Origin of the sequence: Chryseobacterium sp. G0162 (assembly GCF_003815715.1) — a bacterium.
In the GTDB taxonomy this organism is placed as follows: Bacteria; Bacteroidota; Bacteroidia; order Flavobacteriales; family Weeksellaceae; genus Chryseobacterium.
In genome coordinates, this window is record NZ_CP033922.1 from 1,540,107 (window position 1) to 1,558,212 (window position 18,106).

Below are 18,106 nucleotides of genomic sequence, written 5' to 3' on the forward strand. Positions count from 1 at the left end.
ATGAAAAAACTCTCTCTAATTTCTCTTGGTATTTTAGCCTCCCTGCAGTTTACAAAAGCTCAGGTCATTTCATCAAAAAAATGGGCAGATCTCTTTTCCTATAACAATGTCTTAGCCATGAAGGAAGACAATGGAAAAATAGTAGCTGCCACAGAAAACGGGATTTTCTATTATACAATATCAACAGGAGAAATTACGAAGTTATCTAAAGCGAATGGCCTCCATAATATAGGAATAACAGCTTTCGATTATGATCCTAAAAGTAAAACAGGGGTTATTGGTTATGAAAACGGAGCCATAGATGTGTTTACCCCAAATGAGGTTAAATATATCATTGACATCCCTATTGCTGCCGGATATAATGGAAACAAGAAAATTAATCATATCTCCATTACAGGAGAACAGGCTGTAATTTCTGTAGGTTATGGGGTATCTATATTCAATATAAAGAAAAAAGAATTTGGAGACTCTGCTTTTTTTCTTAATGCTGGAGTATATGAAGCCAGTAATGAAGCTACGATATTTGGAAACAAGGTATACGCTGTTACGAATACAGGTTTAAAAAGCCATGAAATGAATACTACTTTTCCTGTATTTTCTACATGGACTACAGAGATTCCTGGAACCTTCAAACATATTGATTCTAACACAGAATTAGCATTTTCTTCGGCTACTGCTGCATTTGTCTATAATAATGGAGCTCCAATTCAGCTCCCTATTAACCTTGGAAATATTCAGGACGTTGTGGTAACAGAAAACAATGTAGTAGTTACAGACAGTAGAGTATATACTTTTGGACTTAACGGAACCAATTCGAATGCTACAGATTTTGGAGAGCAGTGTAATACTGCTATCATGGCTGGTGGAAAATTATTTGGTGGAACTGTATTATCAGGAATAAAGGATGAAAGCAACCATACCTATAAACCATCCGGACCGGAGTTTAATTTTGCCTATAAAATAAGTATACACGATAATAATCAGCTATTGGTCTCTACTGGAGCAAGAGCTGAAAGATACAATACACCGGTAAATAACCCTAAAAGACCCGGATTTTATTATTTTAATGGTACAGAATGGATCTATCCTTCTTACTTTAAAACTTTTACCGGGACTCTGAATGTATTGGATGCTATCCTGAACCCTCTTGATAATAACGAAGTTCTTTTTGCAAATTATGCACTAGCAAATACCCAGGGAATCTACAAACTGAAATACAATGCTTCCAATAAAGACTTTGATTTTGTAAAATATTATCCAGTACAAGCCACTCCTGGACAAAGGCGTGCGGTAGGTCTTACTACTGATGCCCAAAGCAACATCTTTGCTGTATTTTCATTTAATGATGGAGGTCCCGCAGTAGCTGTATATGACAAGGCTAAAGATGATTTCAATCTAAAAATATCTAATTTTAAAAGTGCATCCGTGCAAAAGCCTATTGTTTATCAAAATATGTTATGGATTCCTTTATCACGATCAAATGCCTTTTGGGTATATGACTATAAAGATGCACTCAATTTTTCCGATGACACCGATTATATACTCGTTGAAAAGAATGGGTTTCCAAGTACTGCTTCCGGAACATTATCTGTAGCTGCCGACAAATCTGGTGATGTATGGATTAGTACAGACAAAGGAGTAAGGGTTTTATCTAATGCCGCTTCTGAAATAAAAACTCCTGAACCTAAGGTTAACCCTATTATTATAGAACAAAATGGTCTTGGAGAAGAACTTTTCAGAGATTCTAGTATTCTTCAGATAGAATCAGACGGAGGAAATTACAAATGGGTTTCTGTAGATGGAGGTGGTGTGTATTACCTTTCTTCAGATGGTCAAAAGACCATAAAACATTTTACTATGGAGAACTCTCCTCTTCCTACTAATACCGTTACCGATATAAAAGTAGATAGAAAAACTGGAAAAGTTTATTTTGCTACCTATAATGGTATTGTAACATATCAAGGAGATATCTCTGATGTAACGTCCAATTTTGGAGATGTAGTTGTTTATCCTAATCCTGTTGTTTATTCTAATTTCAAAGGGAAAGTTACAATTAAAGGATTGGCGGAAAAGACCAACATAAGAATCGTTGATGCTGCAGGAAATGTTGTACATTCTGCCGTAGCGCGAGGAGGCTATTATGAATGGGATCTTAATAATCAACGAGGAGCCAGAGTAGCATCAGGAATTTACTTTGTACTCATGACCAATGAAGATGGTTCTGATAAAGCGACAGCCAAAATAGGCGTAGTCAATTAATGAATACACAAACCGGTTTTTTACTTTCATTCATCAAATACGGGGAAAATGATGCTGTATTGCATTGTTTTACAGAAGAGGATGGTTTTCAGTCTTATTTTCTTAAGGGGATTTATTCCAGAAAAAATAAAAAGAAAGCCTTCCTGCAGCCCTTGAATAAACTGAACTTCTCCATTAGCCCGGTAAGAGGAAATGGAATCCCCACCATCTCAAAATTTGAGCTGGTAAAAGGTAATGATGCTTATGCTGATATCAAGGCAGGTACTGTTATATTCTTTATTTCAGATTTTCTGAATCAGGTTTTAAAGCTTGAAAATAAAAACCTAAATATTTTCTTCAGTATTGAAAAGTTTATTTCTGAACTGGAACAACAAAACTATCAATGTCATTTATTATTTCTGCTTGTCATCCTAAAAGTACAGGGAGTTGCTCCTTTAATAGGGGAAGGAAACTTTTTAGATCCTGAAACAGGAACTTTTTCTACCATTTCTGCCCATCAGCTATTCAGTGAAGAAATTTCCATGATTTGGAAAAACATTCTTAGCGCTGAAAATCTTTATAGTGTAAAAATACATTCTTCCTTAAGAAAAGATTTCCTGGATAGCCTTTTGGTATATTACCACTATCATATTACAGATTTTAAAACCCCTGCATCACTGGAGGTAATACAGCAGATATTTGAATAGTTTTTAAAGGTAAAGAAAGTTGATGGGCAAAGTGTAAAAAGCAAATTCAGTATTCCTATTTATTTATCTTTCCTTTTCACAGTCTCAGCAATATGAGTATTCTTCACTATCTCAACTTCCTCAACCTAATTTATTTTTTTATTTTCTTCAATATCCTCCGGCATTTCTGTTTCGGATTCAGCAATTGCTTTCTTAGTAAACCTTGGCTGCAGAATTTTAGCAATAAGCCCTGTCCAACCTGTTTGATGAGAAGCTCCTACTCCACGACCATTATCACCATGGAAATATTCGTAGAATAAAATATAATCTTTAAAATCAGGATCAGTTTGAAATTTTTCATACTGTCCATGTACAGGCCGTTTGCCATCTTCATCCTTTAAAAATATTTTTGCCAGCCGTTTATTTAAAGAATCAGCAATCTGATCCAAGCTCGAATAATTTCCACTACCGGTAGGATATTCAACTAAAAAGTCGGGGCTGTAATAGAAGAAAAACCGCTGGAGACTATCGATAATCAAAAAATTGATTGGAAACCAAATTGGTCCTCGCCAGTTGCTGTTCCCTCCAAACAATCCACTGTCGCTTTCTGCAGGAGTATATTTTACGCTATAATCAGTTTCATTGAGATTCAGTGTGTAAGGGTTTTTCTCATATTCTTTTGAAAGAGCCCTTACCCCATATTCGCTTAGAAATTCGTCAGGGTTCAACATTCTCGCAAGCAATCTTTTTAACCGATGCCCTCGCAACAAAGATAAAAGGTGTTTGGAATCCTGACCTTTCACTTCCCATCTTGAAACCAGGGCAGCCAGTTCGGGTTTATTATCCAATACCCATTTCATTCTTTTCTTGAAGTTGGGCAGGTTTTCAATCATTTCATCATCTATTACTTCAACGGCAAACATAGGAATTAATCCTACAATGGTTCTTAGTCTTAGATACATATGAGTACCATCATTGGAAGCAATTGCATCATAAAAAAATTCATCCTCCTCATCCCAAAGGCTGAAATTTTCATCTCCCATATTATCCAGCGAATTGGCAATGGCCAGAAAATGTTCAAAAAACTTCATTGCCATTTCTTCGTATACATTATTATACTGAGCAAGTTCCAACGCAATCCGCATCATATTCAAAGCGAACATAGCCATCCAGCTTGTTCCGTCTGATTGTTCAAGCTGCTCTCCATTGGGCAAAGTGCAATTTCTATCAAAAACGCCGATATTATCAAGTCCTAAAAAGCCACCCTCAAAAATATTATTACCATTGATATCCTTTTTATTCACCCACCATGTAAAGTTCATCAGAAGCTTCTGAAAAGCACTTTCTAAAAATTCAAGATCAGGTTTTTCTTTCAAGTATTCATCAATCTTAAACACCCTGAAAACAGCCCATGCATGTACAGGCGGGTTCACGTCACTAAAATTCCATTCATAGGCAGGTAACTGCCCATTTGGATGCATATACCATTCAAATAAGAAAAGTTTCAGCTGGTGCTTGGCAAAATCCGGATCTATCAATGAAAAACTGATCGTATGAAAAGCAAGATCCCAGGTAGCATACCATGGATACTCCCATTTATCAGGCATCGAAATAATATGTTCATTATTGAGGTGCTTCCAATCGTAATTCCTTATTCTTTCACGGGATTTAGGAGGTGGCATCTCTGCAGGATCACCTTTCAGCCATTTTTCAACATTATAATGGTAAAACATTTTATTCCAAAGCATACCGGCAAATGCCTGTCGCTGTATCAGCTTTTCATCCTCAGACTGAATCCCTTTCTGAACCTCAGCATAAAATTCATCTGCCTCTTTGTGCCTTGCTTCAAAAGTAGATTCAAAATCACTGAACGGATCTTTTAATTCCTTATCCGAAAGCCGGAATTCATATACTCTGGATTCTTTAGCTTTAATACATTCATCAATAAAAAATGAAGCTTTTGTACCTGTATTTTTAGGGTTAACCGCTTGGGAGTTTCCGTTCAGAACAAAATCATTAATTCCATCCTTACAATACCTTGATTCATTGGAAGATTGATAAAGTCTTTCATTATTGGTCTCATTATTACAAAACAATACTTTTAAAGATTGTCTTGCGTATAAATTCTTCACTTCAAGATCCTTATGATTTATTCTGATGTGATTGGCTTCTTCAGCAGACAATTCAGGTTTATAATCATCATATCCCCAGTTCCAAGTGTTTCTGAACCAGATTGTAGGCAAAATGATAAGGTCTGCATCTTTTTCAGCTTTGTTGACAATTGTTAGTCTGACAAGGATATCGTTCTGACTTTGTTTAACATATTCAATAAAAATATCGAAATATTCATTGTGTTCCAGAATTCCGGTATCGATTAACTCGTACTCAGGCTCTTCTTTACTTCTTTCTGCATTGGTTTTAATCAAGTCATCATAAGGAAAAGGATTTTGAGGATATTTATACAACATCTTCATATAAGAATGCGTAGGTGTGGAATCCAGATAATAAAAATATTCCTTTACGTCTTCCCCATGATTTCCCTGCCCATTGGTAAGACCAAAAAAACGTTCCTTTACCATTCTATCCTTTTTATTCCAGAACCCAACGGAAAATACAAGCTTCTGAAGATCATCACATATTCCACAGATACCTTCCTCACCCCATCGGTAGGTCTTGGCTTCTGCCGTGTCATGATTAGTATAATTCCAGGCATCTCCATTTTCACTGTAATCTTCACGAACAAGTCCCCATTCACGGTTACTTACATAGGGTCCCCATTTTTTCCATGAGATATCTGAAACTCTCTGTTTTTCTGACATAAGCGTTAATTAAGAGTAATACATAATATAATGGTAAAACTATCACGTACTCATGATAACAATTCCTAACTTTAAATCTTGAATGAGAAACTCTACCCGCCTGTAGAGAAACTCTCGAACGTAGTCATTCCGCCATCAACGAAAATACTGGTTCCGGTAATATAGTCAGCGAGATCACTGGCAAGAAATACAGCCAAATTTCCTATATCCTGCGGTTGTCCGATTCTGTTATAAGGAATAAGGGTGAGGAGTGAACTGAGAGCCTCCGGGGTATTCCATGCATTTTGGTTAATAGGTGTCTGAATGGCGCCCGGACAAATAGAATTGACACGGATCTTATCCGCACCATATTCCTGAGCTAATGTCTGCATCAGCATTCTGATAGCTCCTTTACTGGCCGCATAATTAGCATGTCCTGCCCAGGGAATAATCTCATGTACAGAACTGATATGGATAATCTTTCCACAAGCTATGGAACGGGAAGGATCTATTCCCCGGCGAAGAAACTCCTTAATGGCTTCCCTTGCACAAAGAAACTGACCAGTGAGGTTTACCCCTATTACTGCATTCCATTGATCTAAAGTCATTTCCGTAAACTTGGCATCTTTCTGTATTCCGGCATTATTTACTAGAATATCTACCGTTCCAAATTCTGAAACAACATCCTGAAACATCCGAATTACCTGATCTTCCTGTGAGACATCACATTGATAGGTAATTCCTTTTCCTCCAGCATCCGTAATCTCTTTTAATACTGATTTTGCCTCGTCCTGAGACCTTGGTGAAGAATGATTGACAATAACAATTGCTCCTGCGGAAGCCAATGATTTTGCAATTCCGGATCCTATTCCACTGGAGGCTCCGGTAACCACTGCTACCTGATTATGAAGTGATATTTCCATATTTGTAAATTGATGTTACTCAAAGTTATGGAAAGAAATCAGCAAGAAAAAAATTATGATTTTAAAATTTTATTAAAGTTTTTTATACATCAGATATTGCGGACCGTTTCTTCCCATTCTGGTTTTACCATCATAAATATATCCGGCTTTAAGATAAATGTGATATGCAGAATCATTTTCCTGGTTAACAGCCAAAACAATTTCATCACACTGTTTAAAGTTTTCCCTTATAAAATCGTCTACCTGCATCATGGCAATTTTCCCGATTCCCTTACCCTGCATTACAGGATTTACAGATAGGGATCTTACCAATACAGCATTCTCATTATCTGTAAGTTCGAATTTATCATTTCCAAAATCAAGGACAAAAAATCCTGCCGGAATATTATCTTCCAGGATGATAATGGGAAACGCATGATTATCGTCTCTTTCTCTAATTCTTTGTAAAGCCTGATCGGCTGAAGCGGTGAAACGTAACTGACTTTCGTCTAAACTATAGCTAACTCCTGAAAGATGCTCTTCTGATTTAAAAAATTCTAGTTTTACCATACTTTAATGATGATAAATATCTTCATACATTACCCCCGCCCGTATTTCCACCGGAAGTTTATTTTCTTCAGGAACAATAGGACAGTTATAATCATAGGCATTATAAGCACAAAACGGATGATAAGACTGGTTAAAATCCAGAATGATGGTATTTCCCTTAGGAATTTTCAGATCCATATATTTTCCGCCACCATACGTTTCTTTTTCATTGGTAGCATCACGAAATGGCAGGAAAAGGTAGTCTTTGTACTTGTCCTGTTTAATCAGATCCAGACTCTGATATAGCGTTAGTGTATAGGGCTTTCCGTCCAGTTCAAATGTTGCCTTTCCATATTCTTTATAAGACTTTGTTTTGCCTGAAGATGTTGGCAGCTCAAAAGGCTGTGCATCTTTAGTGGTAACAAATTTTGCCGTTACCCGGTATTTCATATCTATCGGGAAAAACGGATGCTTTTTAAAATTCTTAAAATTGTCCCCACGTAAGGGAGTCTCCTTTGGATCCAGATATTCTTTATCAAGATCTTTTTGAAATTTTTTAATCTCTATTACCTCTTTAGAAACTTTTTTTTGAGAAAAAAATAACAAAGGTAAAAGCAAAAATAGGAGTATATATCTTCTCATGAACTTAAAATTATAAGTAAAACTATGAATTTTTTCGCCGTATGAAAAGTTAAAACTGTACTAAAAAAGCATAATCTGTTTTAAACAAAATAAGTTATCGTTGTTCTAGCATACTTTTTGACTATAAAAGCCCATGGACAGAAAGAAATTCATCAAAACGAGCGTACTAGCTATCTCAGGTTTTTATTTTCTACAATCGGATCTTTTTCAGGCAGCTGAACGAAGGGCCAATAGGATAAAAGAAACTGTAGATGCTCCTGTTATTATCATTGGGAGTGGATATGGGGGCGCTGTTTCTGCTTTACGACTGTGTGAAGCCGGCAAGAAAGTTGTTCTGCTGGAGATGGGTCTTAATTGGGAAAAATCAGGGATTCCATTCTCTAATCTTCTGAAACCAGGGAAAAGTGCCGCATGGCTGAAAAAGAAAAGTATTGCTCCCTTTATGAATTTATTCTCTCTGACTCCTTTTACCGGAACATTGGACCGCCTGGATTTTGAACACCTTAATATTTGGGTAGGAAGAGGGGTAGGCGGAGGCTCACTTGTTAATGGCGGAATGGCCGTGACTCCCAAAGAAAGCTATTTCAGAGAAGTTTTTCCCAATCTGGATGCTGAAAAATTTTACAGTCATTACTTTCCGTTGGTACAGGAAGAACTTAAAGTAAATGTTATTGATGAACAGTTTCTAAAAGAATGTCCCTATTATAAATTTACGAGGGTAGGTGAAGAAGAAGCTCATAAAGCCGGCTTCAAAACGATGCGGGTTCCCAATGTATATGACTTTAAATATATGGAAAAGGAATTCAGGAATGAAGTTCCCCGCTCAGCACTCAATACCGAAGTGATCTATGGAAATAACCATGGTAAAAACAGTTTAGATAAAACCTATCTGAAAAAAGCAATGGAAACCGGAAATCTTGAAATTCTGGATCTTCATTGTGTGGATCATATTAACCTCAATGATGATAAAAGTTATACACTCACTGTACAGCAAATTGATACCTCCGGAAATATAGTTGCAGACAAGGTTTTTAATTGTAAAAAACTGATCCTTTCGGCTGGAACTATGGGAACTTTACAACTGCTGCTGCATTCTAATGCAGTTAATAACCTTCCTATTCATGAACAAATCGGTAAGAATTGGGGAAATAACGGGAATTTTATGACCGGAAGAAACTGGGTAAAACCATTATCAGGCGGAACAGGATCAAAACAATCAACAATTCCGGTGGGTGGCATTGATAACTGGGAAGATAAAGAACATCCTTTCTTTACAGAAATTGCCCCCTTACCAATGGGAATGGATGTTGCCACGGCATTGTATCTGCTCATCAACAGAGTGGATAAAAAAGGAGAAGTTGGTTATGATAAAATCACTCAAAAAATCAGATTGAACTGGGATGAAAGCCATACATCCAAAATGAAAGAAAATGCCAAGTATTTTATCCGGAAAATGAATAAAGCGAATGGAGGAACCAGAAGTCATTTCCTTTTCAATAATGGTTTTGGAGCAGATATTTGTTATCATCCCCTTGGCGGATGTGTATTAGGAGAAGCAACCAATGAATTTGGAAAATTAAAGGACCATGAAAACCTTTATGTATTGGATGGATCTTTAATTCCCGGAACTATTGGAGTTAATCCGTTTGTAACGATTACTGCTATTGCAGAATATTGTATTGAAAATCTGATCCGACAGAATGAGTTTGCTTAAAGCAGCTCTTTTACTTCTCTGAGATAATGACGAATATCTGTTTCATGCTGGAAAGGATATTCAAAATTCAGTTTTTCTGCTAAGGCAGTTCCCAACTCATGAACAAGATCAGCAAAAGCAAACAATGCTGTCCAGTTTTCTTCAATATCATATCCTGAAAAAGTAGCTTCTACTCTACTCCATAGCTCTGCAGAAAGGTGTTTTTTAAAGAGCCTTCCGTGTTTATTCGTAGTTATATTATTCCATTCATGGGAACTTGCAATATACCATTCGATTAAAGGAACCAGATAGTCTGTTCTCAATACATCTTCAGACATGAATTTAGCATAGAAAATATCACCACGCTTAAGGCATTTCGCCACATAAGTGGTATCCCACCAGAAATCATTCAGTAGCTGCTTAAATTTCTTTTCCGTGGGCTGATGAATCATTATGGATTGATGGGTTGGAGCCTTCAGATCCTTTGTAAGACCATCTTTATCAATCAAAACCTTATATCCTACATCCCAATCATCAGGAAGTTTTTCTTCCTTCACTTCTTCGGAAAATTCTGATACCTGGTATAGTTTAAAATCTACTTTCACATGGTCTTTATACAAAACCATCTTCATAGCATGTTTTCCATCAAAGACTGTATCATCTTCTTCAATCATGGAAATTGGCTCTCCGAAAAGGCTGATCCATTCATTATTGTCTTCATAAGCTTTTCTGCTTTGAAAAACCAGCTCCACATCAAGATCACTAAAATCATCTACCGGAGCATAGGGATTGACCAATGAACTGGTTAACAGGACAGCACGGATATCCTGATTATTTTCTGCCCAGTGAATGATTTGCTCCAGCTTTTCGTCCCTTATCTTCATGCTAATAAGATTCGGATATTTTTACCCGATAGACATCGGAAGAATTCCTTTTAATAGATTCTACAAAGAAGCCACCTTCTTCAGGAATAACTTCTTTAAGATCAAAACTTTTACAGTCTTTTGGTAACCCTGAAAAGATTAAAGTAAACCAAAAGTCCTGCATAAAGGGAACAGGTGTCCAATAAGGAGAAATTGAAATATTCTCCGCATGAATCATCTTGCTTCTATGCTCAGATTGGTTATCAAAAAGATAAGTCGAATGCCAGATCCTGATTAGATTCCCTAAAAATGGTGATGCGGGAAAGCAACAGTGTACAATCACCTGTTTCTCTTCTTCTATCTTTGTCTGAAGAGATTCCAGGAGCTCTTTTGCAATAACCGGTTTTATAACGATTTCTTCCACCTTTTTATGAGTAATAAGGGATGAGCAATGAATAATGCTGTTGGTAATGCTTATTATTCATTGCTCATTATTAATATTTAGTATTCTAATTCAAGCTTTTCTTTGGTATACTTCCTTACTTTTTCAGTAAGTTCAGGATGCTCTGCCAGCTTTTGTCCGTATGATGGAACCATTTCAAGCAATTTGTCTCTCCATTCTCCATGAAGTTTCTCTGGGAAACATTTCTCAAGAACATTAAGCATTGCCTGTACTGCTGTAGATGCGCCCGGTGAAGCCCCCAATAAAGAAGCAATTGTACCGTTTTTATTTACTACTACCTCTGTTCCGAACTCTAATTTACCTCCTAACTTATCATCTTTTTTGATGATCTGAACTCTTTGGCCTGCTACTTTCAATTCCCAATCCTCTTCTTTAGCGTCCTTGATAAATTCTCTTAAGTGCTGCATTCTTTGAGACTTGGTCATCGCTACCTGCTGAATAAGGTATTTGGTAAGAGGAAGATTATGCCACCATGCACCAAATAAAGATCTTAAGTTTTTAGTATTAACACTTTCCGGTAAATCAAGATAGCTTCCTTCTTTCAGAAATTTTGTTGAAAATCCTGCGAAAGGTCCGAAAAGAAGGGCTTTTTGGCCATCAATAATTCTAAGATCAAGGTGAGGAACAGACATTGGCGGTGCATCTACGGTTGCCTGTGTATATACTTTAGCCTGGTGTTTCTCTACCAATTCCTGATTATGAGTTACCAACCATTGTCCGGAAACCGGAAATCCTCCATAGCCTTCGCTTTCTTTAATATCTGAGCTATCCAAAAGCGGAAGGGCGTATCCTCCGGCACCAATGAATACAAAATCAGCATTCACCTCCTGTTTATGGTTATGAATTCTGTCTTTCACCTTCATTTCCCACTTTCCATCTTCCTTAGGGCTGATATCTTTTACCTCATGGTATAAAAATACTTCTACATTAGAATCTTCCAACAGGTGTCTGCCCATTTTTCTGGTTAATGTTCCAAAGTTAACGTCAGTACCCATATCCATTTTGGTGGCAGCCATTATTTCAGATTTGTTTCTTTTGCTCATTACCAATGGGATCCATTCTCTCAGTTTATCATGATCTGTAGAAAATTCCATCCCTGAGAAAAGAACTGATTCGGACATTTTATCATGACGCTTTTTAAGATATTCAGCATCTTTTTCTCCAAATACCAGACTCATATGTGGACATGAATTGATGAAGTCTTTCGGGTCCTGAATATATCCTTTCGCTAATAAATAAGCCCAGAACTGTTTTGAAATTTCAAATTGTTCTGCGATACTTTCAGCTTTCTTGATATCAATACTACCATCCGGATTTTCCGGTGTATAATTTAGCTCACAAAATGCGGAGTGCCCTGTTCCGGCGTTGTTCCAAGCTGCTGTACTTTCTTTGGCAAACCTTCCTAATCTCTCGAAGATGGCAATTTCAAGTGTTGGATCAAATTCATGAAGCAGTGTTGCTAAAGTGGCGCTCATGATTCCGCCCCCTATCAGTACAACGTCGTATTTAGGTTTCGGTGTTCTGCTTGTAAGCGATTGTGACATAATTTTAAATTTTAGTTCAAATTTCGGGAAAACTTTTAAAAAGAGAAACGCGTTTAACGATTTTAACACGTTATTTTTTGTTCTGAAAGCACTTCTGAATTATGCAAGGCGATATGATGGAAAGTATCAATAAAGTAACATTGAAATGATGAATTATAAATCATGTTTTTTATTAAATTAACATTAAATTTTGACTCATATAATTCACCAAAAAGTAAGTAATTATCACATTTCAGTCTCTTATCTATTTTATATTAATTTAAGTTCATTAAAGTTTGCAATACAAAATACCTTAATCATAATAGTTTATGTACATATAATTTTTCAAAAATAAGTGAATACAAATTAAAAATAAACAAATAAAACTCACTTTTAATTGATAAAATAATAATTTAAAAGCATTAATCATGTAAAAAAATCACAAATTAATCATTTTTTATACGTACCTTTCAATTGATTTAATACCATATTCCATGTGTATTTAGTTAAAATTATTTCGTAAACATATAAAAGATGAAAATTGTTAACTTCTTAAGTACATTTTTCGCTACAATGGCATTAGCCCAAAGCGGAAGTGTAGGAATCAACACGTCCAAACCGGACCCCAGTGCAATTTTGCATATCGAAAATTTCAATGGAGTTTCTGCAACAGCTACAGCCACGGTATCAGGTGGGGCTGTAAACGGAATTACCATAACCAACGGTGGAAGTGGGTATATTACAGCACCTACCATTAATTTTTATGGCGGCGGCCCCATTGTAAACGGGGGTACTAAAGCACGGGCTACGGCTAATATCTCTAATGGAACCATAACCAGTATCACTATTAATAACGGAGGAAGCGGTTATACGAGTGCTCCCACATTAGTCATTTCAGGAGGAAGTAAAGGATTGCTATTCCCTAACCTGAACATTACCAATCTCAGCAGCATAACTACTCCTGTCTCTTCACCGGCTAATGCTCTTATTGGTTTTAATGGAGGAAATAATACTAATAATAAAGCCATACATGTTTTTAACGGAACTACCAAACAATGGCAAAGTACTATTGATGCCGAAAATACTCCCAAGGTTGCTTATCTCGATTTCACAGGAAATCTCTCTGCATTGGATAATGCTGTTGCCGGAGCTAACACTCAATTGTTAGTGAACCCTCCGGCGGTCTCCGGTGTATCCAACATTAATGGTTTCAAAGTAGTTCAGAATCCAAGTTCTGGAGGATATTCTCTGGTTCTTCCTCAAGGAAATTATCTGGTAGAAGTGAATCTTAATTTAAATTCGCCTCAGGAAAGTCCTTCAGGACAAGGGGGAACCGCTCCTCTTTCAGGAAGTACTTATTATCTGATGGGATATTTTATAGATTTTACCAACGATCAATACAATAACACCAGTAATACGTTTGTATCAGGAGCTAATACAAGAAAGGAAGTTCCCATTGTCTCTAAAGTAAATACCAATCATTTAGCAACTTGGTCCTACTATTACAGTGTTCCTACTAATGCCAATGCCAACATCATTGGAGGACTAAGATTACGATTGGGAAGAATGCAGAACAGTACGTTTTATGATCTTGTCAACGTGATACCAACTGGGTCTTACATTAAAATATCACAACTTTAAAAACAAAAACACATGAAAAAAGGTTATATTCTCCTATTATTTATTATAGCACAAACAATATACGCGCAAGTAGGAATTGGGAAATCTACTGTTAATAGCTCAGCTGTATTGGAAGTATCCGAATCTACAAATAAAGGTGTTCTTCTTCCCAGAGTAGATATCGTAGACATATTGAACAATATCACCCCTGTTCCTAATCCTGCAGAAGGGCTTATTGTATACAATAAAGGAAATTCTATCAGCCCCGGTCTTTATATATGGAAAAACAACCGATGGACTCAGCTCGCTGATACTTACAATCTCGTAAGCTATATGATGCTTCAACGTACTACAGATTATACAATATTGGGAAACCTCGCCAACGGTACTTTTAAAAATTTTAATGATGCTTCTTTTACGGTTGTTTCAAATGATATTGGAGCATCTTACAACACCACGTCAGGAGTCATTACACTTCCCGGAAATAGTGGTTACCTGGTCAATGTATGCCTGAATATAAGAACGGCATTGGAAAGTACTACTGCCGGAATTGGAGGTACTCCTATACAATTGCATCAATATCTTGTAAAACTTATTGATCCTGTTTCAGGAACTCAATATGGAAAAACAATAAGCATCAATGCACAATCGATAGCGACTAATAAAACACATACTTTAAATATGAGCTTTTCTTTTGTTTCCACATCAGTTACCCCTATTACATTAGTTCCTTCCATTGCACATGATGCAGGAGGTACTTATCAACAGGGAGCAGGAGGAACAACTCCCAATAACGGAGAAATTATTATTACCAATGCTAAAATTGATATTCAAAGATCAGCCCTTAATCAATAATTACTATTACAATGAAAAACTATATTTATCTTGCTTGTATAACTATAATACTGTTGAGCACGCGCGTTAACGCACAAGTTGGTATTAATACAACAAATCCTAACGCAAGCAGTGTCCTAGACATTAATTCATCCGATAAAGGAGTGCTTTTTCCTCAATATGATCTTACGGTACTGAATAGTACATCAACCCCCATTGCTAATCCTGCCGATGGTCTGATGATTTATAATAAAGGAGGAACCTCTGTTTTTCCTAAAGGATATTATGTATGGATCAGAGATCAATGGCAACGTTTTATACTTGCCGGAACGGAACCTCAGTCTATGTCCTTAATTATCAATTCAGGTATTTTAATTCCTACCGGAAGTACAAATAATACACTTACCAACTTCACCGTAGCTGCCAATAAAATTACAGCTGCCTCACTAGGATCTGATACTTCTACTATTACTTTACCGGCTGGAACATACATCCTTCGGTATTCTGTAGATTCCAGCAATGCAAATAACAATAATGGAACAGCCAATACACAATACCTGTCTCAAAACTTCACCTGCACACGATCATATATTATCAATGCAGTAACTGGTACTAATATTACGGAAATTAACAGAATGTGTCAGTTATCAAGCTCTTTTACTTTTTTTCAGGGAAGTTATTTTTTGACTTTAGCTGCCCCTACCACTATCCGTCAAAAATTTGAATTTGATACAGGCAACGGATTTACGGCCAGCAATCTGAATGTTCGTTCGTCACTGGCACTTGTTATTACTAAAATGAGTCAATAAAAAAGACTTAAGTAAACTACTACTTAAGTCTTCAATATAGGTATTAAAACAAGGTTCTGGAATGTGGAACCTTGTTTTTTAATTTAGTTTTGCGGTCAGTTTTTTAAACTGTTTTTCAGCATTTTTACCTTCATAAAGAATGCCATATACCGTATCAATAATAGGCAATTTCAGGTTTTTCTGTTTTGAAGTCTTGTAAATGGATTGTGCGGCATAATACCCTTCCGCGACCATGTTCATGGACTGGATTGCTGATTTTACAGTATATCCTTTTCCGATAAGGTTTCCAAGGTTTCTGTTTCTTGAAAAAAGTGAATAAGCGGTTACCAAAAGGTCTCCAAGGTAAGCACTTTCATTTACATCTCTCGGTGCTTCATAGATAGCTTCCAGGAAGATTTCCATTTCACGGATCGCATTAGATACAAAAACGGCAGTAAAGTTATCTCCATATCCTAATCCGCTTGCAATTCCTGCTCCGATAGCAAAAATGTTTTTAAGAATGGCACTGTACTCATTTCCCAGAATATCTTTACTGGTTTGTACCTTAATAAAATCTGAACTGAAAATTCCTTCCAGCTTTTCTGCTGTTTCATCTTCTACGGTAGCAATGGTGAGGTAAGAAAGTCTTTCCATCGCAACCTCTTCTGCATGACAAGGCCCTGCAATGACCGCCTGGTTTCTGAAACCGATCTTAAATTCATCACGCAGGTAATGGGCTACCACATCATTTACTTTAGGAATAATTCCCTTGATTGCAGAAACAAAGATTTTATCTGAATAATCACAGGTCATCTTATCCAAAGTATCTGACAGGTAAATGGAAGGTGTTGCCAATACAACGACATCACACGCAGAAACCAGTTCATTAATATCTGTGGTCAGTTTTAAACTCTTCAGATTAAAATGAGCCGCCGTAAGATAAGTCGGGTTATGTCCTCGAAGCTCAATAGCTCCTTTTACAAACTCACTTCTTACACACCAGTGCACAACTTTACAATTTTCAACAAGCATTTTTACGATAGCAGTTGCAAAACTTCCGCTTCCTACTACTCCTACAGAAACATCCTTTTTAGTCTTTTTTGGATTCGAAGATTCTGAAATAATTTTCTTTTTAGCCATAATTGGAATGTGAACTGCAAATATATTAAACAAAGATTTAACAGAATACTTTAAGGCATGATAAAAAACCATTTTCTGAAAAAAATAATGCTTCAACACAATTAAATATACAATTAAGCGTTAGATACAGAAAAAACTGAATTTTAATTAACAATAACCAACAAAACTTATTTTTAATTAAATTTGCAGCTGAAAACCGTTTTAAATATTCTAAGAGAGGAAATATGAAAAAATTTCTAAACAGCAAGAAGAACGTAAACATTCTCCTGGGAGGACTTTTACTAGTAGTTTTTGCACAAGGTATCTTCATTGCCAAACTTTTCTCAGAGAAGGATGACAAAACCTACGCAGTGAATCTTGTAAAAATAAACACTGAAAAAGACAGTGTAGATTATCTGAAAATGAAAACTGATCTTACGCTGGTAGATCAGACCGTTGCCCAACTGAACTCTTTCCTGAAGTCTAAAGACATTTCAAATGAAAAGCTAATGATGCTTAATCAGGACAGTATTGCCAATTCTATTTATCTTTCCAAACAAGCCAACCGATACAGCCAATACCTGATGAACCTACAGAAAAAACTGATGGAGGTTCCATTAGGAATGCCTACAGATGGATATATTTCATCTAATTTCGGGATCAGAAAAAATCCTATTCCATTTAGAACTGTTTTTGCTTCGGTAAAATCGAGTGCTACTACAGAAGCTAAACCTGTTGCAGCAGCGGCACCAAAGCCGGAAGCTAAAGCCGAACCTGTAGAAAAAATCGTTGAATTAACAGACAGTTATGGAAATAAAAGAGAAGTTAAAGTGATGGTCACTCCAAAAGCAGCTCCTGTAGCTTCTGCACCGGCAGCTTCAGCTCCTGCTACAAAAGCTGTTGCAGGAACAACTACTTCTAAAGCGGCTCCTATGGAAAGAAATAATCCTCCAGCTGAAGCGGACCAGATGCAATTCCATAAAGGACTGGATATTGCCGTTGCATTCGGTTCTGATGTAAGAGCCGCCGCCGCGGGAACCGTTATTTTCTCCGGGCAGAAAGGTGGTTATGGGAATTGTGTCATTGTTTCTCATGGAAACGGACTGGCTACTCTTTATGGACATTTATCACAGCTTGTTTCTAGAGTGAATGATAAAGTAAAAGTAGGTCAGGTGATTGCTAAATCAGGGAACTCCGGGCGTTCTACAGGACCTCATCTTCATTATGAAGTACATAAAAACAATACTCCGGTAAATCCAAAGTTGTTTATGAATCTATAAAAGAAAGCTGTCTCTAATGAGGCAGCTTTTTTTGGCTCTAAAAGATAGATAATGTGTAGTAGTATTGCTGATCTTGCAGGCTTCACAGGTTTTTCAAGGATTACATTA

The 18,106-nt window shown here is 36.7% G+C and carries 15 protein-coding genes; 7 read left to right on the forward strand and 8 right to left on the reverse strand.

Going from position 1 to position 18,106, the window contains the following annotated elements; all coding sequences use genetic code 11:
- Together EG344_RS07110 and recO are read left to right on the forward strand one after the other, a co-directional pair.
- Complete coding sequence (locus EG344_RS07110) at nt 1–2,259, forward strand: T9SS type A sorting domain-containing protein (RefSeq protein WP_185145596.1); 2,259 nt, start codon at nt 1–3, stop codon at nt 2,257–2,259.
- The gene (gene recO, locus EG344_RS07115) at nt 2,259–2,945 is read left to right on the forward strand and encodes a DNA repair protein RecO (protein WP_123908879.1); all 687 of its coding nucleotides are present in this window, start codon (nt 2,259–2,261) and stop codon (nt 2,943–2,945) included. Before EG344_RS07110 ends, recO begins: the two co-directional genes overlap by 1 nt.
- Nucleotides 2,946–3,070: 125 nt before the next feature.
- On the opposite strand, the gene EG344_RS07120 is transcribed toward recO, so the two are convergent.
- The 4 genes from EG344_RS07120 to EG344_RS07135 all read right to left on the reverse strand — a co-directional run bounded on the left by EG344_RS07120 (nt 3,071) and on the right by EG344_RS07135 (nt 7,815).
- On the reverse strand, nt 3,071–5,743 hold the full coding sequence (locus EG344_RS07120) for an MGH1-like glycoside hydrolase domain-containing protein (RefSeq protein WP_123908880.1): 2,673 nt from the start codon (nt 5,741–5,743) through the stop codon (nt 3,071–3,073).
- Between the two features lie 92 nt (nt 5,744–5,835).
- Nucleotides 5,836–6,645: a glucose 1-dehydrogenase gene (locus tag EG344_RS07125; RefSeq protein ID WP_123908881.1), complete on the reverse strand. Its 810-nt coding sequence runs from the start codon at nt 6,643–6,645 to the stop codon at nt 5,836–5,838.
- Between the two features lie 72 nt (nt 6,646–6,717).
- On the reverse strand, nt 6,718–7,194 hold the full coding sequence (locus EG344_RS07130; RefSeq protein ID WP_123908882.1) for a GNAT family N-acetyltransferase: 477 nt from the start codon (nt 7,192–7,194) through the stop codon (nt 6,718–6,720).
- 3 nt (nt 7,195–7,197) lie between these two features.
- Nucleotides 7,198–7,815: a DUF1684 domain-containing protein gene (locus EG344_RS07135; protein ID WP_123908883.1), complete on the reverse strand. Its 618-nt coding sequence runs from the start codon at nt 7,813–7,815 to the stop codon at nt 7,198–7,200.
- Nucleotides 7,816–7,948: 133 nt separating this feature from the next.
- Between EG344_RS07135 and EG344_RS07140 the strand changes: the two genes are divergently transcribed.
- Nucleotides 7,949–9,529 (forward strand): GMC family oxidoreductase N-terminal domain-containing protein, encoded by a 1,581-nt coding sequence (locus tag EG344_RS07140; protein ID WP_123908884.1) that lies wholly within the window; start codon nt 7,949–7,951, stop codon nt 9,527–9,529.
- On the opposite strand, the gene EG344_RS07145 is transcribed toward EG344_RS07140, so the two are convergent.
- The 3 genes from EG344_RS07145 to mqo form a co-directional block, all read right to left on the reverse strand.
- Nucleotides 9,526–10,392, reverse strand: a complete 867-nt coding sequence (locus tag EG344_RS07145) for an AadS family aminoglycoside 6-adenylyltransferase (protein ID WP_123908885.1) — start codon at nt 10,390–10,392, stop codon at nt 9,526–9,528. The two genes, EG344_RS07140 and EG344_RS07145, sit on opposite strands and share 4 nt — an antisense overlap.
- A 1-nt stretch (nt 10,393) precedes the next feature.
- Nucleotides 10,394–10,795, reverse strand: coding sequence for a hypothetical protein (locus EG344_RS07150; RefSeq protein ID WP_045493119.1), 402 nt, complete (start codon nt 10,793–10,795; stop codon nt 10,394–10,396).
- Between the two features lie 77 nt (nt 10,796–10,872).
- Entirely contained in the window at nt 10,873–12,378 is a 1,506-nt protein-coding gene (mqo, locus tag EG344_RS07155; RefSeq protein WP_123908886.1) for a malate dehydrogenase (quinone), read from the reverse strand.
- Nucleotides 12,379–12,891: 513 nt separating this feature from the next.
- Between mqo and EG344_RS07160 the strand changes: the two genes are divergently transcribed.
- The 3 genes from EG344_RS07160 to EG344_RS07170 are packed head-to-tail and all read left to right on the forward strand — an operon-like array spanning nt 12,892 to nt 15,620.
- On the forward strand, nt 12,892–13,998 hold the full coding sequence (locus EG344_RS07160) for a hypothetical protein (protein ID WP_123908887.1): 1,107 nt from the start codon (nt 12,892–12,894) through the stop codon (nt 13,996–13,998).
- 12 nt (nt 13,999–14,010) lie between these two features.
- On the forward strand, nt 14,011–14,832 hold the full coding sequence (locus tag EG344_RS07165; RefSeq protein ID WP_123908888.1) for a hypothetical protein: 822 nt from the start codon (nt 14,011–14,013) through the stop codon (nt 14,830–14,832).
- An 11-nt stretch (nt 14,833–14,843) separates the two neighbouring features.
- Nucleotides 14,844–15,620, forward strand: a complete 777-nt coding sequence (locus EG344_RS07170) for a hypothetical protein (protein WP_123908889.1) — start codon at nt 14,844–14,846, stop codon at nt 15,618–15,620.
- A gap of 78 nt (nt 15,621–15,698) precedes the next feature.
- On the opposite strand, the gene EG344_RS07175 is transcribed toward EG344_RS07170, so the two are convergent.
- Nucleotides 15,699–16,739 carry an NAD(P)H-dependent glycerol-3-phosphate dehydrogenase gene (locus EG344_RS07175; RefSeq protein WP_123908890.1) on the reverse strand — a complete coding sequence of 347 codons (1,041 nt, stop codon included), beginning with the start codon at nt 16,737–16,739 and terminating at the stop codon, nt 15,699–15,701.
- 224 nt (nt 16,740–16,963) lie between these two features.
- Between EG344_RS07175 and EG344_RS07180 the strand changes: the two genes are divergently transcribed.
- Nucleotides 16,964–17,998 carry a M23 family metallopeptidase gene (locus EG344_RS07180; RefSeq protein ID WP_123908891.1) on the forward strand — a complete coding sequence of 345 codons (1,035 nt, stop codon included), beginning with the start codon at nt 16,964–16,966 and terminating at the stop codon, nt 17,996–17,998.
- The last annotated feature ends 108 nt before the right edge of the window (nt 17,999–18,106 follow it).